The 22,774-nt window shown below is 71.8% G+C and carries 22 protein-coding genes and 1 tRNA gene; 5 read left to right on the plus strand and 18 right to left on the minus strand.

Features of this window, described 5'->3' with window-relative positions; translation table 11 throughout:
• The first annotated feature begins 10 nt into the window (after nucleotides 1–10).
• The 3 genes from rpsI to PSEJ31_RS0101885 all read left to right on the plus strand — a co-directional run bounded on the left by rpsI (nucleotide 11) and on the right by PSEJ31_RS0101885 (nucleotide 1,700).
• Nucleotides 11–403 (plus strand): 30S ribosomal protein S9, encoded by a 393-nt coding sequence (rpsI, locus tag PSEJ31_RS0101875; protein ID WP_019398232.1) that lies wholly within the window; start codon nucleotides 11–13, stop codon nucleotides 401–403.
• Nucleotides 404–507: 104 nt separating this feature from the next.
• Nucleotides 508–582, plus strand: a tRNA-Gln gene (locus tag PSEJ31_RS0101880).
• Between the two features lie 80 nt (nucleotides 583–662).
• The gene (locus PSEJ31_RS0101885; RefSeq protein WP_037034242.1) at nucleotides 663–1,700 is read left to right on the plus strand and encodes a sensor domain-containing diguanylate cyclase; all 1,038 of its coding nucleotides are present in this window, start codon (nucleotides 663–665) and stop codon (nucleotides 1,698–1,700) included.
• Nucleotides 1,701–1,704: 4 nt separating this feature from the next.
• Here the strand turns inward: PSEJ31_RS0101885 and PSEJ31_RS0101890 are convergent, their stop codons facing one another.
• The 10 genes from PSEJ31_RS0101890 to ccoN form a co-directional block, all read right to left on the minus strand.
• On the minus strand, nucleotides 1,705–2,436 hold the full coding sequence (locus PSEJ31_RS0101890) for a sulfite exporter TauE/SafE family protein (protein ID WP_019398234.1): 732 nt from the start codon (nucleotides 2,434–2,436) through the stop codon (nucleotides 1,705–1,707).
• Nucleotides 2,433–2,627: a cbb3-type cytochrome oxidase assembly protein CcoS gene (gene ccoS / locus PSEJ31_RS0101895; protein WP_019398235.1), complete on the minus strand. Its 195-nt coding sequence runs from the start codon at nucleotides 2,625–2,627 to the stop codon at nucleotides 2,433–2,435. The genes PSEJ31_RS0101890 and ccoS overlap by 4 nt, the downstream gene beginning before the upstream one ends.
• Nucleotides 2,624–5,086 (minus strand): heavy metal translocating P-type ATPase, encoded by a 2,463-nt coding sequence (locus PSEJ31_RS0101900; protein WP_028914478.1) that lies wholly within the window; start codon nucleotides 5,084–5,086, stop codon nucleotides 2,624–2,626. The genes ccoS and PSEJ31_RS0101900 overlap by 4 nt, the downstream gene beginning before the upstream one ends.
• A 5-nt stretch (nucleotides 5,087–5,091) precedes the next feature.
• Entirely contained in the window at nucleotides 5,092–5,610 is a 519-nt protein-coding gene (locus tag PSEJ31_RS0101905) for a FixH family protein (protein WP_019398237.1), read from the minus strand.
• On the minus strand, nucleotides 5,607–7,157 hold the full coding sequence (locus PSEJ31_RS0101910) for a 4Fe-4S dicluster domain-containing protein (protein WP_037034352.1): 1,551 nt from the start codon (nucleotides 7,155–7,157) through the stop codon (nucleotides 5,607–5,609). Before PSEJ31_RS0101910 ends, PSEJ31_RS0101905 begins: the two co-directional genes overlap by 4 nt.
• Before the next feature lie 184 nt (nucleotides 7,158–7,341).
• Entirely contained in the window at nucleotides 7,342–7,638 is a 297-nt protein-coding gene (locus PSEJ31_RS0101915; RefSeq protein ID WP_019398239.1) for a hypothetical protein, read from the minus strand.
• Nucleotides 7,635–8,576: a cytochrome-c oxidase, cbb3-type subunit III gene (ccoP, locus tag PSEJ31_RS0101920; RefSeq protein WP_019398240.1), complete on the minus strand. Its 942-nt coding sequence runs from the start codon at nucleotides 8,574–8,576 to the stop codon at nucleotides 7,635–7,637. The genes PSEJ31_RS0101915 and ccoP overlap by 4 nt, the downstream gene beginning before the upstream one ends.
• Nucleotides 8,573–8,731 carry a cbb3-type cytochrome c oxidase subunit 3 gene (locus PSEJ31_RS16415; protein ID WP_125075816.1) on the minus strand — a complete coding sequence of 53 codons (159 nt, stop codon included), beginning with the start codon at nucleotides 8,729–8,731 and terminating at the stop codon, nucleotides 8,573–8,575. Before PSEJ31_RS16415 ends, ccoP begins: the two co-directional genes overlap by 4 nt.
• The gene (gene ccoO / locus PSEJ31_RS0101930) at nucleotides 8,728–9,357 is read right to left on the minus strand and encodes a cytochrome-c oxidase, cbb3-type subunit II (protein WP_028914480.1); all 630 of its coding nucleotides are present in this window, start codon (nucleotides 9,355–9,357) and stop codon (nucleotides 8,728–8,730) included. The genes PSEJ31_RS16415 and ccoO overlap by 4 nt, the downstream gene beginning before the upstream one ends.
• A 15-nt stretch (nucleotides 9,358–9,372) precedes the next feature.
• Nucleotides 9,373–10,812 carry a cytochrome-c oxidase, cbb3-type subunit I gene (ccoN, locus tag PSEJ31_RS0101935; protein WP_026010448.1) on the minus strand — a complete coding sequence of 480 codons (1,440 nt, stop codon included), beginning with the start codon at nucleotides 10,810–10,812 and terminating at the stop codon, nucleotides 9,373–9,375.
• A gap of 196 nt (nucleotides 10,813–11,008) precedes the next feature.
• Between ccoN and PSEJ31_RS0101940 the strand changes: the two genes are divergently transcribed.
• Together PSEJ31_RS0101940 and PSEJ31_RS0101945 are read left to right on the plus strand one after the other, a co-directional pair.
• The gene (locus tag PSEJ31_RS0101940) at nucleotides 11,009–13,720 is read left to right on the plus strand and encodes a bifunctional acetate--CoA ligase family protein/GNAT family N-acetyltransferase (RefSeq protein ID WP_019398244.1); all 2,712 of its coding nucleotides are present in this window, start codon (nucleotides 11,009–11,011) and stop codon (nucleotides 13,718–13,720) included.
• 62 nt (nucleotides 13,721–13,782) lie between these two features.
• On the plus strand, nucleotides 13,783–14,709 hold the full coding sequence (locus PSEJ31_RS0101945) for an NAD(P)/FAD-dependent oxidoreductase (RefSeq protein ID WP_028914481.1): 927 nt from the start codon (nucleotides 13,783–13,785) through the stop codon (nucleotides 14,707–14,709).
• Nucleotides 14,710–14,744: 35 nt separating this feature from the next.
• Here the strand turns inward: PSEJ31_RS0101945 and prpF are convergent, their stop codons facing one another.
• From prpF to nirK, 8 genes are all read right to left on the minus strand, one after another.
• Entirely contained in the window at nucleotides 14,745–15,926 is a 1,182-nt protein-coding gene (gene prpF, locus PSEJ31_RS0101950) for a 2-methylaconitate cis-trans isomerase PrpF (RefSeq protein ID WP_028914482.1), read from the minus strand.
• Nucleotides 15,927–15,962: 36 nt separating this feature from the next.
• Nucleotides 15,963–16,421: an SRPBCC family protein gene (locus PSEJ31_RS0101955; RefSeq protein ID WP_019398247.1), complete on the minus strand. Its 459-nt coding sequence runs from the start codon at nucleotides 16,419–16,421 to the stop codon at nucleotides 15,963–15,965.
• Nucleotides 16,422–16,466: 45 nt separating this feature from the next.
• Entirely contained in the window at nucleotides 16,467–19,085 is a 2,619-nt protein-coding gene (acnD, locus tag PSEJ31_RS0101960; protein ID WP_028914483.1) for a Fe/S-dependent 2-methylisocitrate dehydratase AcnD, read from the minus strand.
• A gap of 204 nt (nucleotides 19,086–19,289) precedes the next feature.
• On the minus strand, nucleotides 19,290–19,529 hold the full coding sequence (locus PSEJ31_RS0101965) for a hypothetical protein (protein WP_019398249.1): 240 nt from the start codon (nucleotides 19,527–19,529) through the stop codon (nucleotides 19,290–19,292).
• A gap of 75 nt (nucleotides 19,530–19,604) precedes the next feature.
• Nucleotides 19,605–20,063: an azurin gene (gene azu / locus PSEJ31_RS0101970; protein WP_028914484.1), complete on the minus strand. Its 459-nt coding sequence runs from the start codon at nucleotides 20,061–20,063 to the stop codon at nucleotides 19,605–19,607.
• 37 nt (nucleotides 20,064–20,100) lie between these two features.
• The gene (locus PSEJ31_RS0101975; RefSeq protein ID WP_019398251.1) at nucleotides 20,101–20,721 is read right to left on the minus strand and encodes an SCO family protein; all 621 of its coding nucleotides are present in this window, start codon (nucleotides 20,719–20,721) and stop codon (nucleotides 20,101–20,103) included.
• Nucleotides 20,718–21,521 (minus strand): SUMF1/EgtB/PvdO family nonheme iron enzyme, encoded by an 804-nt coding sequence (locus PSEJ31_RS0101980; protein ID WP_028914642.1) that lies wholly within the window; start codon nucleotides 21,519–21,521, stop codon nucleotides 20,718–20,720. Before PSEJ31_RS0101980 ends, PSEJ31_RS0101975 begins: the two co-directional genes overlap by 4 nt.
• 14 nt (nucleotides 21,522–21,535) lie before the next feature.
• Entirely contained in the window at nucleotides 21,536–22,600 is a 1,065-nt protein-coding gene (gene nirK / locus PSEJ31_RS15515) for a copper-containing nitrite reductase (protein WP_019398253.1), read from the minus strand.
• Nucleotides 22,601–22,774 lie beyond the last annotated feature (174 nt).

Below are 22,774 nucleotides of genomic sequence, written 5' to 3' on the forward strand. Positions count from 1 at the left end.
GGCACACACGATGGCTACCACGCAAAACTACGGCACCGGCCGTCGCAAGTCCTCCACCGCCCGCGTGTTCCTGCGCAAGGGCAGCGGCAACATCACCGTCAACGGCCGTCCGCTGGACGAGTTCTTCGGCCGTGAGACCGCGCGCATGATCGTGCGCCAGCCGCTGGAGCTGACCCAGACCACCGACAAGTTCGACGTCGTCGTCACCGCCAGCGGCGGCGGCACCACCGGCCAGGCCGGTGCGATCCGCCTGGGCATCGCCCGCGCCCTGGTCGAGTACGACGAGTCGCTGAAGTCCGACCTGCGCAAGGCCGGCTTCATGACCCGCGACGCCCGCGAGGTCGAGCGCAAGAAGGTCGGCCTGCACAAGGCCCGCCGCGCCACGCAGTTCTCCAAGCGCTGATCCGGCGCCTGGAGGGGATCCGGCACGCGCTGCGGTGCGTGCCGGTTCCACCGCCGGTGGTGTTGCATCCGCACCGGCACCTGGGGTTATAATCTCCAGCCCACAGCCCCGTCGCCAAGTGGTAAGGCACCTGACTCTGACTCAGGCATTCGGTGGTTCGAATCCATCCGGGGCTGCCAAATTCGAGATCGAGAAAGCCCGGCCCTTAAGCCGGGCTTTTTCGTGCCGATGGAACCATGGTTTGCAGCGGACGCACGCCATGCCCGACAACCCAGGCAATGCAGGAAGCTCCCTGGCGCGATTCGTCAGGCACACCGCCCTGATGCGGGCGCTGGGCTTTGTCGCCGGAGCCTTCGGCGTGGCCTCCTCGCTGGCCGGGCAGGGCCATCCGGCCTGGGTACTGGCGGTGGTGTGGCTCAACGCGGTGTGCTGGCCGCTGCTGGCCTGGCGCCTGGTCGACGTATCCCTGCAACCCCTGCGCACCGAGTACCGCAGCCTGTTGGTCGACACCGGCATGGCCGGGTTCTGGATGGCCATGACCGGCTTCGACCTGGTGCCTACGGCGATGATGCTGGCGATGATGATGATGGACCGCCTGATCGCCGGCGGCTGGGGCCTGGCCCTGCGCGCGTTCGCGACGATGGCCGCGGCCGCCCTGCTGACCTGGATCGCGCGCGGCTTCCCGTTCCACCCCCATACCAGCTTCCGCACCATGCTCTGGTGCATGCCGTTCTTCGTGCTCTACCCGCTGGCGATCGGTGCGGTGGCCTGGCGCCTGACCGAGCACGTGCGCGTGCGCAAGCGCGAGCTGGAGCAGGATTCGCGCATCGACCCGCAGACCGGTCTGGCCACGCGCCGGCAGTGGCAGGCACAGGTGGCCGCCGAGGTGCGGCGCTACCGGCGCTACGGCACGGTGGCCTCGCTGATGATGGTGGACATCGACCACTTCAAGCAGGTCAACGACGCCGCCGGCCACCTGGCCGGCGACGAAGTGATCCGCAAGGTCGCCGCCTGCGTGCTGGACAGCCTGCGCGGCGGCGACGCCGCCGGCCGCTTCGGCGGCGACGAGTTCGGCGTGCTGCTCCCCGGCACCGCGCGCGAGGCCGCGCTGGACCTGGCCCGGCGCCTGGCCGACGCGGTGCGGGCCTGCGTGCTGGGCGGCGGCCGGCCAGTGACCCTGAGCATCGGCGTGGCCCAGATCGGGCCGGGGCTGGATGATTTCGAAGCCTGGACCGGGGCGGCCGACGCCGCCCTGTACCGGGCCAAGCTCGCCGGCCGCGACTGCGTGCGCGACTGAGCGCTCAGCCGCCCGCCGGGCGGCAACCCAGCGCCGCCAGCGGGCCGTGCAGCGCCGGCACCTGCATCAGCCAGGGCGCGGCCATGGTCAGCAGGCCCGCGCACAGCACCAGCAGGGCGAGCGAAGTGCGCAGCGCCGGGCGCTGCAGCCAGCGCCCGACCCGCGCCCCGCTCCAGGTCAGCGGCAGCATCACCGGCAGCGTGCCCAGGCCGAACGCGGCCATCACCAGCGCCCCGCCGGCGGCGCTGGCCTGCAGCCAGGCCACGGTCAGCAGGCCCAGGCTCAGGCCACACGGCATCCAGCCCCACAGCGCGCCCAGCGCCAGACGCTTCCAGCTGCGGTCGGCGGGAACCAGGTGCCGGCGCAGCGGCTGCAGCCAGCGCCAGGCCTGGATCCCGGGCCTGGCCAGCAGGTCCAGGCGCCCGCCGCGGTCGAGCAGGCGCAGGGCGACCAGCACCAGGGCCAGGCCGGCGGCCATGCGCAGGCCCAGGGCCAGGGCCTCGATCCGCAGCAGCCGCAGCACGCCGCCGCCCAGGCCGCCGACCAGGGCACCGGCCAGCACGTAGCCGAGGATGCGGCCGGCATTGGCCTGCCAGGCCACGCGGTGCGCGGGGCCGGCGGCCATGGCGTGGAAGCCGGTGGCGATGCCGCCGCACATCACCGCGCAGTGCAGGCCGCCAAGCAGCCCGGCGGTGAGCGCCGCCAGCAGGGTCGGCAGGTCGACCGGCAGGATCATGGCGCCGGCCGGTCGCCGTCCCCGCGCGGTTGCCCGCGCGGCGGGGCCGGGCGGTCGTTGTCCTCGAGGATGTCCAGGGCGGGGGTGTCGAGGTCGTCGAACTGGCCGCGCTTGACCGCCCAGACGAAGGCGGCGATGGCCACGCCCAGCAGCACCAGGCTGATCGGGATCAGCAGCAGCAGGATCCTCATGCGCGGGCCTCGCGGGTGGTGGCGGTACCGCCATTGTCGCCGCTGGCGGACGTCGGCGCGCGCCGGGCCAGGCGCAGCGCGTTGAGGGTCACCAGCAGCGAGGACAGGGCCATGCCCAGCGCCGCCAGCCACGGGGTGACCAGCCCGGCGGCGGCCAGCGGGATCGCCAGCACGTTGTAGGCGGCGGCCCAGGCCAGGTTCTGGCGGATGATGGCGCGGGTGCGGCGGGCCAGCGATACCGCCGCCGGGATGCGCAGCAGGCCCTCGCCGGTGGTCACCAGGTCGGCGGCGCGGTGGGCGAGCGAGGCGCCCTGGCCCATGGCGATGGAGACGTCGGCGCCGGCCAGCACCGGGGCGTCGTTGAGGCCGTCGCCGACCATGGCCACGATCCGGCCCCCGGCCTGCAGGCGGCGCACCAGGGCCAACTTGTCCTCCGGCGACTGCCGCGCATGGCGCGCGTCCAGGCCCAGCGCCGACGCCAGCCGCGCCACCGCGGCCTCGCCGTCGCCGCTGGCCAGGTGCAGGCGCAGGCCCTGCGCGCGCAGCGCGGCCAGCGCGGCGGCGGCATCGGCGCGGGCGCGTTCCTCGAGCACGAAGCGCGCGGCCGCGTGCTGGCCGTCGCCCAGCCACAGGGCGCCGTCGTCTTCGCGGCCGGCGGCGAAATCGGCGCGGCCCAGGCGCCAGGCGCGGGCGCCGACCACGCCCTGCACCCCGCGGCCGGGCAGGGTTTCCACCGCGCTCGCGGCCAGCGGCGTGGCGCCGGCGAAGGCGGCCGCCAGCGGATGCCCGGTATCGCGCTCCAGCGCAGCGGCGATGGCGAGCACGCCGTCGCGGTCCAGCGTGGCGTCCAGCACCTCGACCGAGGCCAGTGCGGGGCGGCCATCGCTGAGGGTGCCGGTCTTGTCGAACACCACGTCGGTGGCGCGGGCCAGGGTGTCCAGTGCGTCCGGACGCATGGCCAGCAGGCCGATCCGCGCCAGTGCGCCATGCGCGGCCGCCAGCGCGGTGGGCACCGACAGCGACAGCGCGCAGGGACAGCTGACCACCAGCAGGGCCAGGGTCACTTCCAGCGCCCGCTCCGGCTGCCAGTGCCACCAGCCGGCGAACACCAGCGCCGCCACCGGCAGCAGCGACATCACGAAGCGGCTGCCGATGCGGTCGGCCACCCGCGCCAGCGCCGGGCGGTGCGCCTGGGCCTGCTCGACCAGGCGGGCCAGCTGCGACAGCCGGGTGGCGGTGCCGGTGCAGGTCACCCGCAGGCGGGCCGGGCGCTCGCGGCAGATGGTGCCGGCGTAGACGGTTTCGCCGGCGGTGCGGCGCACCGGGGCCGACTCGCCAGTCAGCAGTGCTTCCTCGAACCAGGCCTCGGCGCTGTCGCCATCGGCCAACAGCACGCCGTCGGCCGGCACCGCCTCGCCGGCGGCCACGCAGGCCACGTCCCCGGGCGCCAGCGCCGCCAGCGGCACGGTCTCGCGGCGGCCGTCGGCCAGTTCGCGGGTGGCGAAGGCCGGGCGCGCACGGGCCAGTGCGTCGACCTGGGCCGAGGCCACGCTGCGCGCGCGCTGCTCGAGCATGCGCGCGGCCAGCAGCAGGAACACGAACATCACCGCCGCGTCGTACCAGACGTGCGGGCCGCCGCGGATGGTTTCCACCAGGCTGGCGAAGTAGGCCAGCAGGGTCGAGCTGGCGATCAGGAAATCCATGCCCAGGCGGCGCTGGCGCAGCTCGCGCGCGGCGCCGGCCAGGAACGGCCAGCCGGAGTAGAACACCACCGGCGCGCACAGCAGGAAGGTCAGCCAGCGGAAGAAGTCGCGGGTCGCCTCCGGCATGGTGCTGTCGAAGTCCAGGTACAGGGCCTCGGCCATCATCATCGCCTGCAGCATGCCCAGTCCGGCGATGCCCAGCCGCAGCAGCCAGCGCCGGCGCTCGCGCGTGCGTTCGCGTTCAAGCGCCTCGCTGCCGGCCAGGTAGGGCCGGTAGCCGAGCATGGCCAGCCGCCGCAGCGGCGCCGACAGCGCGGTGCGCTGCGGGTCCCAGGCGATGCGGATGCGGCCGGTCACCGCATTGGCGCCGCAGTCGAGCACGCCCGGCTCGCGTGCCAGGGCGCGGTCGATCAGCCAGGCGCAGGCGGCGCAGCGCATGCCGTCGGTGAGCAGGGTGATCTCGCGGCCGCCCTCGACCGGCCGGCTGTGCTCGGCCTGGACGTCGGGCCGGTCCCAGACCGCCAGGTCGGGCAGTTCGTCGCCGACCTTGCCGGCGGCGGCGCTGCGCAGGCGGTAGTAGCCGTCCAGGTCGGCCTGGGCGATCCATTCGGCGGCCGCGGCGCAGCCCTGGCAGCAGAAGGAACGGGCCTGGCCGTCGAGTTCGACCACGCAGGGGTTGGCCGGCAGGGGCTCGCCGCAGTGGTGGCAGTGGCCGCTGGTGGAAGCGGCAGCCGGCATGGCCAGGGCAGCCGCCATGGCGCTCAGCCCTGGCCGCCGCCCAGCGCCGGCGCCAGCCGCGTGGCGTGCTGATCCTTCGGCAGCCGGCCTTGCAGGCGCCAGCTGCCGTCGGCCGCGCGCAGGCGCGCGATCCAGTCGTGCGAGCCGTCCACCGCCTGCTCGGTGCGCCAGCCCGGGCCGTGCGGCTGCAGTTCCAGCTGCAGGTCGCGGGCCTGGGTGGTCGGGTGCTCCAGGTGCAGCCGCAGCGGCGCGGCGCGGTCGAACTTGCCGGTGGCCGGCAGCACCTCGACGATGCCGTCCTCCACCCGCAGCACCGCGCTCAGGCCCAGCTTCTTCGCCTGCGCGTCCGGGCCCAGGTCGGCGGTCTGGATCTGCGAGACCCGGCGCACCGGGTCGGTCACCACGTCGGCGCCGCCGGAGCGCACCGAGACCACCACCAGGCCCACGCCGGCGACGATCGACAGCAGCGGCAGCCCGATGACCAGCCACAGCACGGGGTTGCGCCAGGCCGGGGAATCCTTGTGCGGGTTGGGCTCGTTCATTGGACCGGTCCGAAGAAGCTGCTGTCGATGATGCGCCTTTCGCTGCCATCGATGCTCTCGACGACGAACCGCAGCTCGTGGCGGCCGGCGGGGATGCCCTCGTCGGCGACCACGCTGACCGCCACCGGCACCACCTGCTCCGGCCCGGCGGCGACCTCGCCGGCGCCGGCCAGGCGCAACGGGGCGTCGGTCTCGAGGCTGATGCGGTAGCGCTGTTCCTGCTGGCTCTTGTTGACCAGCTTGAGCGTGTAGTCGTTGGCGACGCCGTCGTCGCCGAGCTGGCGGTATAGGGCGTTGCGGTCGCGCAGCACTTCGACGATCAGCTCGCTGCGGTTGGCCACGCCCCAGGCCCAAGCCGCGCACAGGCCCAGCAGCACCAGCCCGTAGACCAGGATGCGCGGGCGCAGCACCCGGGTGGGCTTGCCGTCGATGCCGTTCTGGGTGGCGTAGCGGATCAGGCCGCGCGGGTAGCCCATCTTGCCCATGACCTCGTCGCAGGCGTCGATGCAGGCGCCGCAGGCGATGCACTCGTACTGCAGGCCGTTGCGGATGTCGATGCCGGTCGGGCAGACCTGCACGCAGATGGTGCAGTCGATGCAGTCGCCCAGTTCCTCGGGGGCGAACTTCGGCAGCGGCTCGGGCTTCTGGCCGACGCCGGCCAGGGTGATGGTGCCGCGCGCCTGGGCGCGGTTGTCGGCCGCGGTCGGGTGCGCGCTGGCGCGGAACACGTAGTCGTAGGCGGTCTTCGGGTCCAGCAGGCCGCGCGCGCGCTCGAGCACGCTGCCCAGCCCGCGCTTGCGCGGGCCGCGCGGCTCGCCGCGCATCGGGTCGTAGGCGATCAGCAGGGTGTTGCGGTCGAACATCGCGCTCTGGAAGCGCGCGTACGGGCACATGTACTTGCACACCTGCTCGCGCAGGAAGCCGGCGTTGCCCCAGGTGGCCAGGGCGTAGAAGAACACCCAGAAGGTCTCCCAGCCGCCCAGCTCGAACGGGAACATGCGGGCGCCGAGGTCGCGGATCGGGGTGAAGAAGCCGACGAAGGTGAAGCCGGTCCACAGCGCGAACGCCAGCCACAGCGCGTGCTTGGCGCCCTTGCGCAGGATCTTCTCGCGGTTCCAGGGGCCGGCGTCGAGCTTCATGCGCTTGGGCCGGTCGCCCTCGGTCCAGCGCTCCATCCACAGGAACACCTCGGTCCACACCGTCTGCGGGCAGGCGTAGCCGCACCACAGGCGGCCGGCCAGGGCGGTGAAGAAGAACAGCGCGAACGCGGCGATGATCAGCAGCAGGGCCAGGAACAGGAAGTCCTGCGGCCAGAACGCCAGGCCGAACACGTAGAACTTGCGCGCCGGAAGGTCGAACAGCACCGCCTGGCGCCCGTCCCACTTCAGCCAGGGGAACAGGTAGAACATGCCCAGCAGCCACACCACCGCGGCCACGCGCAGGCGGTTGAAGCGGCCGGAGACGTCGCGCGGGTAGACCTTGCGCTCGCTGACGTAGAAGGAGTTGCCCTGGTCGTCGACCACGTCCAGGGGAATGCGCTTGCTCACGGCGTCCACCGTACGCCGGCGGCGTGGCAAGGAAGGGAAAGGATGCGTTCTTGGGCAGTCATGGCGTTTGCTTGGCCGCGTCCGCGGCGTGGCGTGCGGGGGAGTCCGCCGCATGTCCCAGTATCCGCATCCGGTCCGCGCGCGAAAGCGACAGATTGTCCCAGGGCCGCGCGCCGGAGCGCGCTTATTCAGGCGGAAGCGCGCGGTTGAAGCGGCTGGAGGGACGCAGCAGGATCCAGGTGAAGAGGCTGGAGGACGCGGTCGCGATCCAGAAAAGGAAAAACCCCAGCGTGTAGCCGAGTTCCCGTGTCATCGGCAGGCCGGGGAAGGTGAGGTCGCGCAGGACCAGCGGGTCGACGAAGGCGAAGAACACCATCGTCGACACGCCGGCCGCGAAGAAGCTGGGCCAGGCGATGGCCCCCACGCGCTGGGCCAGCGGACGTGGGGGGTGGTCAAAGCGTGGCTCGCTGAAGTCGGTCACTGTTGGTCCGTCGGTTCCCCGGAGTCGGCCCGATTATGCGACAGCGACCAGACATAGGCACCGACCAGGCGCGCGCGGGTCTCGCCGAGCAGCTCGCGGTGGGCCGGCATGGTGCCGTGGCGGCCTTCGGCGATGGTCTTGCGCAGGCTCTCGCGGCTGCTGCCGTACAGCCAGTAGTCGTCGGTCAGGTCGGGCGCGCCGAGGTCCTGGTTGCCCTTGCCGTCGATGCCATGGCAGGCCACGCAGACGCCCTCGTACAGCTTCTTGCCCTGGGCGGCCATGAAGTTGTTCTGCAGGCCGGCCTCCGGGTCGGACAGGGCGCGCACGTAGGCGATCACGTAGTCCACCGCCTCCGGGCCGCCCATGCCGGTCAGCACGGTGCCCCACTCCGGCATCACGCCCTCGCGGCCGTCCAGGATGGTCTCCAGGATGCGGTCCGGGCTGCCGCCCCAGTGCCAGATCTCGTCGGTCAGGTTCGGGTAGCCCACCGCGCCCTGGCCGGCCGAGCCGTGGCAGGTGGCGCAGGTGTTGCTGAAGATCGAGCGGCCCAGGGCCACCGCCTTCGGATCCTGCGCCAGCACGTCGATGGACTTGCCGGCGTACGGCTTGAAGGTCTGCTCCAGGCGCGCGTCCTGCACCGCCTTCTCCTCGGCGTGCTCCTGCTTGGAGCTCCAGCCGCTGTAGCCGGGGATGCTGCCCAGGCCGCCGTACCAGAAGAAGTAGCCGATGCCGAAGACGATGGTGATGTAGAACAGGTTGATCCACCACCGCGGAAGCGGCTTGTTGTACTCGGTGATGTCGCCGTCCCAGGTGTGCAGCGTGTCCTCGGGCTTCGGATCGCCCGGGCGCCGGCGCGACGTCCACCACAGCAACCAGACGTAGCCGACGATGTTCAGCGCGACCAGGGCGATGACGTACCACGTCCATCCCATGCTCATGCGCGGTTCTCCCCAATATTGCCCTGATGCGAGTCCTCTTCCAGCGGCAGCTGCGCCGCCTGCTCGAACTCGGTCCTGCGTGCCGGGCTCCAGGCCCAGATCCAGCCGCCGATGAACAGCACCAGCAGCACTGCGGTCACGATTCCGGAAATCACGGCTGGCCTCCCTTCGGCGCGTGCCGGCCCAGGCCCTGCAGGTAGGCGACCACCGCGTCGAGCTCGGTCTTGCCCTCGAGCTCGGCCGGGGCCTGCTCGATCTGCTCGTCGGTGTAGGGGTCGCCCAGGGCCTGCAGCGCGCGCATGCGCTTGGCCACGACTTCGCCGTCGACCTTGGCCTTGGCCAGCCACGGGAACGCCGGCATGTTGGATTCGGGCACCACGTCGCGCGGGTTGTTCAGGTGCACGCGGTGCCAGTCGTCGGAGTAGCGGCCGCCGACGCGGGCCAGGTCCGGGCCGGTGCGCTTGGAGCCCCACTGGAACGGGCGGTCGTAGACCGACTCGCCGGCCAGCGAGTAGTGGCCGTAGCGCTCGGACTCGAAGCGCAGGGTGCGCACCATCTGCGAGTGGCAGTTGTAGCAGCCTTCGCGGACGTAGACGTCGCGCCCGGCCAGCTCCAGCGCCGGGTAGGGCTCCACGCCCTCCAGCGGCTCGATCGCCTCGGCCTGGAACATCAGCGGGACGATCTCGGCCAGGCCGCCGAAGGACACGGCCACCGCGATCAGCACGGCCATCAGGCCGACGTTCTTCTCGACTTTCTCGTGCGCGTTGTGGTTTTCGCTCATGGTCCTAGTTCCTCCTCAGGCGCGCGCATCGGAGGCCGCCACGGGCAGCACCGGCTGCGGGGCGATCGCCGGGGCCGCACGCCAGGTGCGCCACGTGTTCCAGGCCATCACGCCCATGCCGGACAGCACCAGCAGGCCGCCGCCCAGGCGGATCAGGTAGTACGGGTAGGTGGCGTGCAGCGACTCGACGAAGCTGTAGGTCAGCGTGCCGTCCGGGTTGGTGGCGCGCCACATCAGGCCCTGCATGACGCCGGCGATCCACATCGAGGCGATGTAGAACACCACGCCGCCGGTGTGCAGCCAGAAGTGCAGGTCGATGGCCTTGGTCGAGAACATCTGCTCGCGGCCCAGCAGCTTCGGCAGCAGGGCGTAGATCGAGCCGATGGAGATCATCGCGACCCAGCCCAGGGCGCCGGCGTGCACGTGGCCGACGGTCCAGTCGGTGTAGTGCGACAGCGAGTTGACCGTCTTGATCGACATCATCGGCCCCTCGAAGGTGGCGATCATGTAGAACGAGACGGAGACGATCAGGAACTTCAGGATCGGGTCGGTGCGCAGCTTGTACCAGACGCCGGACAGGGTCAGGATGCCGTTGATCGCGCCGCCCCAGGACGGGGCCAGCAGGATCAGCGAGAACACCATGCCCAGCGACTGCGCCCAGTCGGGCAGCGCGGTGTACTGCAGGTGGTGCGGGCCGGCCCACATGTACACGGCGATCAGCGCCCAGAAGTGCACGATCGACAGCCGGTAGGAGTACACCGGGCGGCCTGCCTGCTTGGGCACGAAGTAGTACATCATTCCCAGGAAGCCGGCGGTCAGGAAGAAGCCGACCGCGTTGTGGCCGTACCACCACTGCACCATCGCGTCGACCGCGCCGCTGTACACCGGGTAGGAGTGCAGGGCGCCGGTGGGGATGGCGATGTTGTTGACGATGTGCAGCAGCGCCACGGCGATGATGAAGCTGGCGTAGAACCAGTTCGCCACGTAGATGTGCTTGACCCGGCGCTTGGCGATGGTGCCGATGAACAGCACCGCGTACGCCACCCAGACCACGGCGATCAGGATGTCGATCGGCCAGATCAGCTCGGCGTACTCCTTGCCCTGGGTCAGGCCCAGCGGCAGGGTCACGGCGGCCAGCACGATGACCAGCTGCCAGCCCCAGAACACGAAGGCCGCCAGGCCGTCCGAGAGCAGGCGCACGTGGCAGGTGCGCTGCACCACGTGCAGGCTGGTGGCCATCAGCGCGCTGCCGCCGAAGGCGAAGATGACCGCGTTGGTGTGCAGCGGGCGCAGGCGCCCGTAGCTCAGCCACGGCAGGTCGAAGTTGAGGGCGGGCCAGTACAGCTGGGCGGCGATCAGCACGCCCACGGCCATGCCCACGATGCCCCAGACCACGGTCATGACCGCGAACTGGCGCACTACCTTGTCGTTGTATGTCTCCTGAACGGTCGACACGTCCCAATCCTCCTGTGGATGGGGCGCATGATCGGCAGGGAAGGCAAGCGGGGCATTGATCAGGATCAAGGCGCCAAGCGCCGTTAACGGGTTATCCCTTGAAATAGGGGAACTGCATCCCGGTTCCGGGACCCGGAGGCGCCCGCCGGCGCCGCACTGTATCGTTTAGCCCTGAGACGTACCGAGCCGTTCGCGGATGAGCATCTACGCGCTGGAAGCCGTTTTCGCCCCCAAGTCGGTGGCCGTGGTCGGGGCCAGCCCCCGCCCCGGGTCGGTGGGCCGCACCGTGGTCCACAACCTGCGCCAGGCCGGATTCGCCGGGCAGGTGGGCCTGGTCAACCCCAAGTACCGGCGGATCGAGGGCGTGCCGGCGGTGGCCTCGCTGCGCGACCTGCCGTTCGCGCCCGAGCTGGTGGTGGTGACCACCCCGGCCGAAACCGTACCCGGGGTGATCGCCCAGGCGGTGGCGGTGGGGGCGCGGGCGGCGATCGTGGTCACCGCCGGGCTTGGCCAGGGCCCGGGCTCGCTGCTGGAGCACCTGCGCAACGAGGCCCGCCCGCACGGCCTGCGCATCGTCGGCCCCAACTGCCTGGGGGTGATGGCCCCGCACGTGGGCCTCAACGCCAGCTTCGCCGCGCGCAGCCCGCTGCCGGGCGACCTGGCCCTGGTCTCGCAGTCCGGCGCCATCGCCGCAGGCCTGGTCGAGTGGGGCGCGGCGCGCTCGATCGGCTTCTCGGCCGTGGTTTCGCTGGGCGATGCCCTGGACGTGGACTTCGGCGACCTGCTGGACTGGTTCGCCCAGGACCCGAAGACCCGGGCCATCCTGCTGTACATCGAATCCATCCGCGACGCGCGCAAGTTCATGTCGGCCGCGCGCGCCGCGGCCCGCTCCAAGCCGGTGGTGGTGGTCAAGTCCGGGCGCCACGAGCAGGGCGCGCGCGCCGCCGCCACCCATACCGGCGCCCTGGCCGGCGCCGACGCGGTATACGACGCCGCCTTCCGCCGCGCCGGCCTGCTGCGCGTGCACGCGCTGGACGAGCTGTTCGCCGCGGCCGAGACCCTGGGCCACCTGCGCCAGGCCCCCGGCCGGCGCCTGGCCATCCTCACCAACGGCGGCGGGATCGGCGTGCTGGCGGTGGACCGCCTGGTCGACCTTGGCGGCACCCTGGCCAGCCTGGATCCGCAGACCGTGCAGGCCCTGGACAAGGTGCTGCCGCCGACCTGGTCGCATTCCAACCCGGTGGACATCGTCGGCGACGCCGACGCGGCCCGATACACCGCCGCGCTGGAGGCGCTGCTGGCCGACCCGGGCAACGACGCGGTGCTGGTGATGAACGTGCCCACCGCGCTGTCGTCCTCGCTCGAGGCGGCCGAGGCGGTGGCCTCGGTGCTGGCGCGGCGGCCGCGCCCCGGCCACGGCAAGCCGGTGCTGGGGGTATGGCTGGGCGGCGGCCAGGAGGCGCTGGCGCGGCTGGACGCGGCCGGGGTGCCCACCTACGCCACCGAGGCCGACGCGGTGCGCGGCTTCACCTACCTGGTGCGGCACCGGGAGGCGCAGCAGGCGCTGATGGAAACCCCGCCCAGCCTGCCGGAGGACTTCGTGGTCGACGCCGCCGCGGCGCAGGCGATCGTCGCCCGTGCCCTGGAGCAGGGCCGCGACTGGCTGGACCCGCTGGAGGTGGTGGACCTGCTGGGCGCCTACGGCATCCCGGTCACCCCGGCGTGGCGCGCCGCCGACGCCGAGGCCGCGGTCGCCGCCGCGCGGCCGCTGCTGGAGGCGGGCAAGCTGGTGGCGCTGAAGATCCTGTCGCCGGACATCGTGCACAAGTCCGACGTGGACGGCGTGCGCCTCAACCTGTCCAGCGAGGCCGCGGTGCGCGAGGCGGCGGCCTCGATCCTGGCACGCGCCCGTGAACTGCGGCCCAAGGCGCGGATCGAGGGCGTGACCGTGCACCCGATGGTGGCGCGGGCCAAGGCGCGTGAACTGATCGCCGGCATCGCCCACGACCCGACCTTCGGCCCGGTGATCGTGTTCGGCCGCGGCGGCACCGCGGTGGAAGTGATCGACGACAAGGCACTGGCCCTGCCGCCGCTGGACCTGCGCCTGGCCCACGACCTGATCTCGCGCACCCGCGTCAGCCGCATCCTCAAGGCCTACCGCGACGTGCCGGCGGCCGACGAGCGCGCGGTGGCCCTGGTGCTGGTCAAGCTGGCGCAGCTGGCGGCCGACGTGCCGCAGATCCGCGAGCTGGACATCAACCCGCTGCTGGCCGACCGCGAGGGCGTGGTCGCGGTCGATGCCCGGGTGGCGGTGGCGCCGCACCCGGGCCCGGCGCAGAAGGGCCCGTGGCATTCCAGCTTCGTGATCCGCCCGTATCCGAAGGAGTGGGAGCGCACGCTGGAGCTGTCGCAGGGCCGGCGCATGTTCGTGCGCCCGGTGCGGCCGGAGGACGAGCAGATGTTCCTGGAGTTCTTTTCCCGGGTCAGCGACGAGGACCTGCGCCTGCGTTTCTTCTCCGCGGTGCGCCACTTCAGCCACGAGTTCATCGCGCGCCTGACCCAGCTCGACTACGCCCGCTCCATCGCCCTGGTGGCGATCGACCCGGACAGCGGCGAGATGCTGGGCGCGGTGCGCCTGCTGGCCGACGCCAACTACGAGCGCGGCGAGTACGGGATCATGGTCCGTTCCGACCTCAAGGGCCTGGGCATTGGCTGGCAGCTGATGCGGATCATGATCGAGTGGGCCGGCAGCATCGGCCTGAAGGCGGTCGAGGGCCAGGTGCTGCGCGAGAACGTGACCATGCTGGCGATGTGCCAGCAGCTGGGCTTCAAGGTCGCGCCCGACCGCGAGGATCCCACCGTCATGGACGTGGTGCTGGACGTGGCCAGCGCCAACGCCGCCGCCTAGCCGCCTCGCGCCGCGTTCACGCCGGCCGCCTATCGTTCCGGCGAGGACGACGGAGGTGGGCCGTGATCGAGACGGACGTGCTGGTGGTTGGCGGCGGCCCTGCGGGGCTGACCGCGGCCATCTACCTGGGGCGCTTGCACCGCCGCTGCGTGGTGGTCGACGCCGGCGACAGCCGCGCGCGCTGGATCCCCGAGAGCAACAACTGCCCCGGCTTCCCCCAGGGCATCGCCGGCACCGCGCTGCTGGCGCGGTTGCGCGCCCAGGCCGAATCGTTCGGCGCGGTGCTCGAACACGGCCTGGTGGCCTCGCTGCAGCGCGGCGCCGACGGCGTGTTCGTCGCCGAAGCACCGGACGGGCGCCGCTGGCACGCGGCGGCGGTGATCCTCGCCACCGGGCTGAGCGACCGCCTGCCGGACCTGCCGGACGTGGAGCAGGCCGTGGCCTGCGGCGCGCTGCGGCTGTGCCCGGTCTGCGATGCCTACGAGGCCAGCGACCAGGCCATCGGCATCTACGGTCCGTGGGAGACGATCATCGGCCACGTGCCGTTCCTGCGCGGCTACAGCGCACGCCTGAGCCTGCTGCCGACCGATGCGGTGCCGGCGTCGCCGCCCCCGGACCTGGGCGTGGAAGTGCTGCCGCCCGGCGGCCGCCTGGTGTTCGCCGACGGCCGCTGCGGCTACGTGGTCGACGGCCACTGCCACCGCTTCGACACGGTGTACCCGTTCCTCGGCTGCGACAGCAGCGCGCACCTGGCGCGGCAGGCCGGGGTGGAGCTGTCGGACAGCGGCGAGATCCCGGTCGACGCCCACCAGCTGACCTCGGTACCGGGCCTCTACGCGGCCGGCGACGTGGTCAGCGGGCTCAACCAGATCTCGGTGGCGGTGGGCCAGGCGGCGATCGCCGCGCTGGCCGCGCACAACCGGCTGCCGCCGCGGCCGCGGGAACTGCAGCAGGAACAGGCGGCGGCCGCGGGACCGGGGGCGGCCTGAGCCGGCGCGCCGGGAGGCGGCGGGCCGGCGAGGGATCAGGCCGCGGGCACCCGGACGTGGCCTTCCATCAGCACGCGCGCGCTGCGGCTCATCACCGCGCGGGTCACGGTCCACTGGCCGTCGACCCGGGCGACCGAGGCGCCCACGCGCAGGGTCCCGGAGGGATGGCCGAAGCGCACCACCTCGCGCGCGCCGCCGCCGGCGGCGCGGTTGACCAGGGTCCCGGGCACCGCGGCGGCGGTGGCGATCGCCACCGAGGCGGTGCCCATCATCGCGTGGTGCAGCTTGCCCATGGACATGGCGCGCACGTTGAGGTCGATGTCGGCGGCCGCGATCGGCTTGCCGCTGCTGGACACGTAGTCGCGCGGCGGTGCGACGAAGGCGACCTTGGGCGTGTGCTGGCGGGTGGCGGCCTCCTCCGGGGTGCGGATCAGGCCCATGCGCAGTGCGCCGGCCACGCGGATGGCCTCGAGCTTCGCCAGGATTGCCGGATCGCCGTTGATCGCCGGCTGCAGCTCGGTGCCGGTGAAGCCGATGGCTTCCGCGTCCACGAACACGGTGGGGATGCCGGCGGTGATCAGGGTCGCCTCCAGCGTGCCCACGCCGGGCACCTCGAGGCTGTCGGCCAGGTTGCCGGTGGGAAACATGCTGCCGCCGTCCTCGCCTTCCTCGGCCGGATCGAGGAACTCGACGACCACCTCGGCGGCGGGGAAGGCCACGCCGTCCAGCTCGAAATCGCCGGTCTCCTGCACCTGGCCGCCGCTGACCGGCACGTGCACGACGATGGTCTTGCCGATGTTGGCCTGCCACACCCGCACTTCCACCGTGCCTTCCCGCGGGATGCGCGCCGGGTCGATGAAGCCGTTGGCGACCGCGAACGGACCGACCGCGGTGCTGAGGTTGCCGCAGTTGCCGCTCCAATCGACGAAGTCCTCCTCGATCGCGACCTGGCCGTAGAGGTAGTCCACGTCGTGGCCCGGGCGCGTGGCCGGGCCGATGATCACGCACTTGCTGGTGCTGGAGGTGGCGCCGCCCATGCCGTCGGTGTGCTTGCCGTAGGGATCGGGCGAACCGATCACCCGCTGCAGCAGGCGGTCGCGCGCCGGACCCGGCACCTGCGCCTCGGCGGGCAGGTCCTGCAGGCGGAAGAACACGCCCTTGGAGGTGCCACCGCGCATGTAGGTGGCGGGGATGCGGAGCTGGGGCTTGTGGCTCATGGATTCGCTTGCGCTGAGGGTAGGGGAGGGCGGGGCTCAGGCCCCGTCCGGGATCTCCGGTTCGACCAGTTTCGCCAGCATGTCCAGCGAGTCGCGCCAGCCCAGGTGGCACATGTCCTCCGGGATGGCCGCGGGAATGCCTTCCTGCACGATCCGCAGTTCGGTCCCTGCGATGCTGGGCTTCAGCGACACGGTCACGAGCATCTCCCCGGGCAGCCCGGGGTCGTCGAACGTGTCGGCATGCCGGATCAACGCGTCCTCGACCAGCTCGAGGTAGCGCACGGTGAACGACTCGCTGCTGCCGGTGGAGAAGTTGGTGAAGGCCATGCGGTAGCCCACGCCGGGCTTGAACTCGAGCATGCGCGCAGTGAAGCCGTACGGCGGCATCCAGCGCACCAGCGCGTCCGGATCGGTGAACGCGCGGAACACCCGGGCCGGCGGCGCGGCCAGGATGCGGTGCAGGTGGACGGTGCCGGTGGCGGTCGTGTCGGTCATGGTCGTGGCTCCTTCGCAGTGGGTCATGTCACTGCGACGAACCAGTCAGGCAGCCTTCGACGCATCCAGGAAGTCCTGGGCGAAGCGCTGCAGCACGCCGCCGGCCTCGTAGATGCTCACCTCCTCGGCGGTGTCCAGGCGGCACGTCACCGGGACCTCCAGGGCCTGGCCGTTGCGGCGGTGGATGACCAGGGTCAGGTCCGCGCGCGGGGCGCGGGTGCCGACCACGTCGAAGGTCTCGGTGCCGTCGATGCCCAGGGTCAGGCGGGTGGTGCCCGGCTTGAACTCCAGCGGCAGCACGCCCATGCCGATCAGGTTGGTGCGGTGGATGCGCTCGAAGCCCTCGGCCACGATCGCCTCCACGCCGGCCAGGCGCACGCCCTTGGCGGCCCAGTCGCGCGAGCTGCCCTGGCCGTAGTCGGCGCCGGCGATGATCACCAGCGGCTGGCGGCGCTGCATGTAGGTCTCGATCACCTCCCACATGCGCATCACCTTGCCTTCCGGCTCCAGCCGCGCCAGCGAGCCCTGGCGCACGCTGCCGTCCTCGTTGCGCACCATCTCGTTGAGCAGCTTGGGATTGGCGAAGGTGGCGCGCTGCGCGGTGAGGTGGTCGCCGCGGTGGGTGGCGTAGGAATTGAAGTCCTCCTCCGGCACGCCCATCTTCGCCAGGTACTCGCCGGCGGCGCTGGTCGGCAGGATGGCGTTGGACGGGGACAGGTGGTCGGTGGTGATGTTGTCGCCCAGCACCGCCAGCGGGCGCATGCCGCGCAGGGTGCGCTCGCCGGCCAGCGCGCCTTCCCAGTACGGCGGGCGGCGGATGTAGGTGCTCATCGGGCGCCAGTCGTACAGCGGCCTGACCGGCTCGCCGTGCTCCACGCGCACCTGGAACATCGGCGCGTAGACCTTGCGGAAGTGCTCCGGCTTGACGCTGGCGCGCACGATGGCGTCGATCTCCTCGTCCGCCGGCCAGATGTCCTTGAGCGTGACCGGCTTGCCGTCGGCGTCCAGGCCCAGCACGTCCTTCTCGATGTCGAAGCGGATGGTGCCGGCGATGGCGTAGGCGATCACCAGCGGCGGGCTGGCCAGGAATGCCTGCCGGGCATACGGGTGGATGCGGCCATCGAAGTTGCGGTTGCCCGACAGCACGGCCACCGAGTACAGGTCGCGCTCGACGATCTCCTGCTGGATCTTCGGGTCCAGCGCACCGCTCATGCCGTTGCAGGTGGTGCAGGCGAAGCCGACGATGCCGAAGCCCAGCTTCTCCAGCTCCGGCAGCAGTCCGGCTTCCTCCAGGTACAGCTGCACCGCCTTGGAGCCCGGGGCCAGCGAGGTCTTGACCCAGGGCTTGCGCAGCAGGCCGCGGGCGTTGGCGTTGCGCGCCAGCAGGCCGGCGGCGATCACGTTGCGCGGGTTGGAGGTGTTGGTGCAGCTGGTGATGGCGGCGATGATCACCGCGCCGTCCGGCAGCAGGCCGCGGGCCTCTTCCTCGCGCGCCGCCTGCAGCTTGGCCGGGTCGGCGATGCCGCGCTCGCCCAGCGCGCTGACCGGCAGGCGCCGGTGCGGGTTGGACGGGCCGGCCAGGTTGCGCACGACCGAGGACAGGTCGAATTCCAGCACGCGCTCGTACTGCGCCTGCGCCAGGTCGTCGGCCCACAGGCCGGCGGTCTTCGCATAGGTCTCCACCAGCTGCACCTGCTGCTCCTCGCGCCCGGTCAGGCGCAGGTAGTCCAGGGTCTGCTGGTCGATGTGGAACAGCGCGGCGGTAGCGCCGTACTCCGGGCACATGTTGGAGATGGTGGCGCGGTCGCCGATGGTCAGCGTGGCCGCGCCCTCGCCGAAGAACTCCAGGTAGTGGCCGACCACGCGCTGCGCGCGCAGGAACTCGGTCAGCGCCAGTACCACGTCGGTGGCGGTGATGCCCGGGCCCGGGCGGCCGGTCAGGCGCACGCCGGTGATTTCCGGCAGCCGCATCCACGAGGCGCGGCCGAGCATCACGTTTTCCGCCTCCAGGCCGCCGACGCCGATGGCGATCACGCCCAGCGCGTCCACGTGCGGGGTGTGCGAGTCGGTGCCCACGCAGGTGTCGGGGAAGGCGACGCCGTCGCGCACGTACACCACCGGCGACATCTTCTCCAGGTTGATCTGGTGCATGATGCCGTTGCCCGGCGGGATCACCTCCACGTTGCGGAACGCATGCCGGCACCACTCGATGAAGTGGAAGCGGTCGGCGTTGCGGCGCTCCTCGATCGCGCGGTTCTTCTCGAAGGCCTGCGGGTCGTGGCCGCCGCACTCCACCGCCAGCGAATGGTCGACGATCAGCTGCACCGGCACCACCGGGTTGACGCTGGACGGGTCGCCGCCCTTGTCGGCGATGGCGTCGCGCAGGCCGGCCAGGTCCACCAGCGCGGTCTGGCCGAGGATGTCGTGGCATACCACCCGCACCGGGAACCAGGGGAAGTCGAGGTCGCGGCGGTGCTCGACCAGCTGGCGCAGGTAGTCGTCCAGGTGGGCCGGGTCGGCGCAACGCACCAGGTTCTCGGCATGCACGCGCGAGGTATAGGGCAGGCTGGCCCAGGCGCCGGGCTGCAGGGCTTCGACCGCCTCGCGGGCGTCGTACCAGTGCAGGGGGGTTCCGGGGAGGGGCTTGCGGTGCTTGGTATTCATGGCGGGCAGGTCGCTGGTCGCGCCGGCCTGCCTGCCGCCGGTGCGGAGCGCACCGGCCTGCCGGGCGGGCCGGGCATGGATCGGAGGACCGATCTTACCCCTGCGTCGCGCCACGACCCGCCGCCGGAGGCCGGAAACAGCGGGTTTGCGGCCTGAATGCGGGTCTCGTATTGATGCCGGCGATCAACGGATCGCCGCGGCGCTTCAGCCGCTGCAGCCGCCGCAGCACACCGAAGGCACGATGTGGATGGCCTGCTGCGGCACCGGGACGCCGGCGGCGGCGAGGATCGCCCCGACCTCGGCGGTGCCGGCGCAGGTGGCCACGCGCAGGTGGCCGCTGGCCGGGTCCAGGTCCACGAGGGCGGCCGGGTCGCTTTCCAGCAGGGCCTGCTCGATGCGTGCCAGGTCGACCCGCGTCGGATCGATGCGGATGTCCAGTTCCATGCGGGAATCCCCTTGGGGCCGCGTCGCGGCCGGGAACGGGCCACCCGTGCCTCGGCGGCACGGGTGGCGCGGGACTTACTTGGTGACGACCAGCTTGCCCTTCATCATGGCCGAGTGGCCCGGGAAGCTGCAGAAGAAGCTGTAGTCGCCGCCGGCGGCCAGGGCCTTGCCGGGGAAGGTGATCTTGGTCTTCTGGCCGCCGCCCACCAGGTCGGTGTGCGCGATCACGCGGGCGTCGCCCTTGGGCACGTAGGCGTTGGCGGCGCCGGCCTTGATGCCGTCGCGGGCGATGCCGGCCATGTCGGCGGTCTTGCTGATGACCACGTTGTGGCCCATCGCGTTGACCGGCAGCTTGCCGGTGTGCGCCAGCTCGACGGTGATGGTCGGGCAGCTGGCCGAGACGGTGGCCTCCTTCAGGTCGAACTTCATGGCGTCGTCGCCCTTGAGCGAGATGGTGCAGTTGCCGGCGGCCTGGGCCATGCCGGCGGCGCCCATCAGGGCCAGGGCAGCGAGGATGCGGGTGCGGTTCTTCATGGTGGTTACTCCGGTTTGACGGGGATGGATGGAAGCGTCAGTCCGCGGCCAGCGTGGCGCGGACCTGTTGCACGAATGCGGGATCGGGCGCGATGCCCGTGACGTCGGAGCGTGCGACCTCGCGGCCCTCGGCGTCGAGCAGCACCAGTACGCTGGTGTGGTTGATGCTGCCGTCGTCGCGGAAGCGGTAGCGTACGCCCAACACGCTGGCCAGGGCGCGGACCGCGTCCGGTTCCGGGCGCAGGTAGCGCCAGGCGGCGGGCGTGCGGTGGTCGGCGGCGACCGCGGCCAGGGCCTGCGGGGTGTCGCGCGCCGGGTCCAGGGTGATGACCGCCACGCCCAGGCGTTCGCCGTCGGCGCCCAGCTGCTTCTGCAGGGCCTTGGCGTTCTCCAGGATCAGCGGGCACATCAGGTGGCAGTTGGCGTAGAACATCGACACCAGCTGCGGCCGGCCGTGCAGGTCGGACCAGCGCAGCGGCTGGCCGTGCTGGTCGGTCAGGCCGGCATCGACCTGGTACAGCGAACTGCCGGGCAGCATGGTCGCCGCGGGCGCGTCCGGCCCGGCCAGCGCGGCCAGGGCGACCGGCAGCGGCCCGCACAGGGATAGCGCCAGGGCCAGGCCCAGGGCGGTACGCAGGGGTTTGAAGTGGTGGTTCATGGCTGGCTCCTCGCGCAGCGGAAGCCCAGGTTGCCGAGGGTGGCAGCGGGCGTGAGGGCCGAGAGCAGGACGAAGCGCTTGACCGCGCCGTAGTCGGCCGGATCGTTGAAGGCCATGGCCGAGGCGCCGCAGTACTGCAGGGCGTCGCCGTCGTCGCGGCCGCGGCGGTCGCCGCCGCCCAGCAACGAGGTGGCGTCGCCGGTCCATTCCCAGTAGGCGCCGTGCAGGCCACGGACGCCGTACACGTTGGCCGGGGCGTCCGCCGCGGCATCGGGCGCGTGCGGGGTGCCGTCGTTGGCCTGGCGCAGGCGCCACTGGCGGTCGTGGCGGGCATCGGCGCGGGTGGCGTCGGCGGCCGCGGCGAATTCCCACTCGAGGAAGTCCGGCAGGCGCCCGCCAGCCTCGCGGCAGAACGCATCGGCGGCGTACCAGTTCACGTGCACCACCGGTGCGTCCGGGTCCAGCCTGGCGCCGGGGGCGTCGGCACTTTCCCAGTGGCCCAGGTAGCCGGGACTGGAGAACAGCGCGGGGATGCGGTCGCGCCGCCACTCGGGGCGGCGCGCCACGAATGCGGCGAACTGCGCGTTGCTGACCGGGCGCTCCATCAGCTGGAACGGCGCCACCGGCAGCACCGGCCGCTCCTCCTCGAAGCGCACCGCCGAACGGAACGCGCCGCCGGGAATGGACCGCCATGCGATCCCGCCGCCGGACGCCGCGTCGGTGGCGGCGGCCCCGGCCAGGGCCGGAGCCAGCGCCAGGACGGCGGCGAGGGTGGTGGACAGGGGCATGCTGCGGGACATGGCGGCGGCTGCGCTCAGTGCTGGTGGCCCTGGGGTTCGGCTTCCGGGTACTCGACGTCGTGCTGCTGGCCGGTGTAGATCTCCGGGCGCTTCTCGCCGTCGACCTTGAGGATGCCCAGCGTGCCCTTGTGGAAGGCGCGGAACAGGCTGTGGTCGACCAGCACGAAGTTGCCGGGCACGTCGGCCTTGAACTCGACGATGGCCGAGCCGCCGGCCGGGATCAGCGTGGTCTGCACGTTCTCCTGGTACTTGCTGCCGCCCTCGAAGTAGACCTTGTCGAAGATCTCGCCGATGACGTGGAAGCTGGAGGTCAGGTTGGGGCCGCCGTTGCCGACGTACATGCGGATCTTCTCGCCGGCGTTGGCCTGCAGCGCGTTGTCGCCGGTGAGCGCGCCGACCGAGCCGTTGAACACCACGTAGGTCGGATCCTCGGCGATGCCCTTCTCCAGGCTGAAGGCCTGCAGGCCTTTCTCGCCGTTGGCACCCTCGGTGTAGAAGTCGCCCTGCATGACGTAGAACTCCTTGTCCACCGGCTCCATGCCTTCCTCCGGTTCGACCAGGATCAGGCCGTACATGCCGTTGGCCACGTGCATCGCCACCGGGGCCATCGCGCAGTGGTAGACGTACAGGCCGGGGTTGAGCGCCTTGAACGTGAACTGCGTCTCGCGGCCGGGCAGGGTGAAGGTGGCCTCGGCGCCGCCGCCCTGGCCGGTCACCGCGTGCAGGTCGATGTTGTGGGAGAAGTGCGAGCTGTGGTGGTTCTTCAGCCGGAACTCCACCGTGTCGCCCTCGCGCACGCGGATGAAGCTGCCGGGGACCGAACCACCGAAGGTCCAGAAGTTGTAGGTGACGCCGTCGTCCAGCTGCATCTCCTTCTCGACCATCTCCAGGTCGACCACGACCTTGGCCGGGGTCTTGCGCGAGATCGGGGCCGGGACCAGCGGCGGCGCGGTCAGCTGCGCCTGCACGACCGGCAGCGGGGCATCGGAAGCCTTGGCCTTGGCGGCGAAGGCGGGAGCGGAAGCCAGGGCGATTGCCGCCGAAAGCGCGCCGATGGCCAGGTGGTGACGGATCTTCATGTTTCGTCTCTTTCGTCTCGTTGGGCTGCGGGACGAACAGTGCGCGTACGCCACCGGACGGACCTTGATTTGCATCAATCCGCTACCCGCGGCGGGCACGACCTGCGCTCCACTTGACCCAGGTCAAGCCGGTGCATGGCGGCCGCCTGCGGGGGCTTGCGATTGACCACCATC

This window comes from Pseudoxanthomonas sp. J31 (assembly GCF_000510725.1).
Taxonomy (GTDB): Bacteria; Pseudomonadota; Gammaproteobacteria; order Xanthomonadales; family Xanthomonadaceae; genus Pseudoxanthomonas.

Coding starts and splice junctions, on each gene's coding strand:
- rpsI (WP_019398232.1), top strand. CDS start 11: ATGGCTACCACGCAAAACTACGGCACCGGCCGTCGCAAGTCCTCCACC.
- PSEJ31_RS0101885 (WP_037034242.1), top strand. CDS start 663: ATGCCCGACAACCCAGGCAATGCAGGAAGCTCCCTGGCGCGATTCGTC.
- PSEJ31_RS0101890 (WP_019398234.1), bottom strand. CDS start 2,436: ATGATCCTGCCGGTCGACCTGCCGACCCTGCTGGCGGCGCTCACCGCC.
- ccoS (WP_019398235.1), bottom strand. CDS start 2,627: ATGAGGATCCTGCTGCTGCTGATCCCGATCAGCCTGGTGCTGCTGGGC.
- PSEJ31_RS0101900 (WP_028914478.1), bottom strand. CDS start 5,086: ATGGCGGCTGCCCTGGCCATGCCGGCTGCCGCTTCCACCAGCGGCCAC.
- PSEJ31_RS0101905 (WP_019398237.1), bottom strand. CDS start 5,610: ATGAACGAGCCCAACCCGCACAAGGATTCCCCGGCCTGGCGCAACCCC.
- ccoP (WP_019398240.1), bottom strand. CDS start 8,576: ATGAGCATGGGATGGACGTGGTACGTCATCGCCCTGGTCGCGCTGAAC.
- ccoO (WP_028914480.1), bottom strand. CDS start 9,357: ATGAGCGAAAACCACAACGCGCACGAGAAAGTCGAGAAGAACGTCGGC.
- PSEJ31_RS0101940 (WP_019398244.1), top strand. CDS start 11,009: ATGAGCATCTACGCGCTGGAAGCCGTTTTCGCCCCCAAGTCGGTGGCC.
- prpF (WP_028914482.1), bottom strand. CDS start 15,926: ATGAGCCACAAGCCCCAGCTCCGCATCCCCGCCACCTACATGCGCGGT.
- PSEJ31_RS0101955 (WP_019398247.1), bottom strand. CDS start 16,421: ATGACCGACACGACCGCCACCGGCACCGTCCACCTGCACCGCATCCTG.
- acnD (WP_028914483.1), bottom strand. CDS start 19,085: ATGAATACCAAGCACCGCAAGCCCCTCCCCGGAACCCCCCTGCACTGG.
- PSEJ31_RS0101965 (WP_019398249.1), bottom strand. CDS start 19,529: ATGGAACTGGACATCCGCATCGATCCGACGCGGGTCGACCTGGCACGC.
- azu (WP_028914484.1), bottom strand. CDS start 20,063: ATGAAGAACCGCACCCGCATCCTCGCTGCCCTGGCCCTGATGGGCGCC.
- PSEJ31_RS0101975 (WP_019398251.1), bottom strand. CDS start 20,721: ATGAACCACCACTTCAAACCCCTGCGTACCGCCCTGGGCCTGGCCCTG.
- PSEJ31_RS0101980 (WP_028914642.1), bottom strand. CDS start 21,521: ATGTCCCGCAGCATGCCCCTGTCCACCACCCTCGCCGCCGTCCTGGCG.
- nirK (WP_019398253.1), bottom strand. CDS start 22,600: ATGAAGATCCGTCACCACCTGGCCATCGGCGCGCTTTCGGCGGCAATC.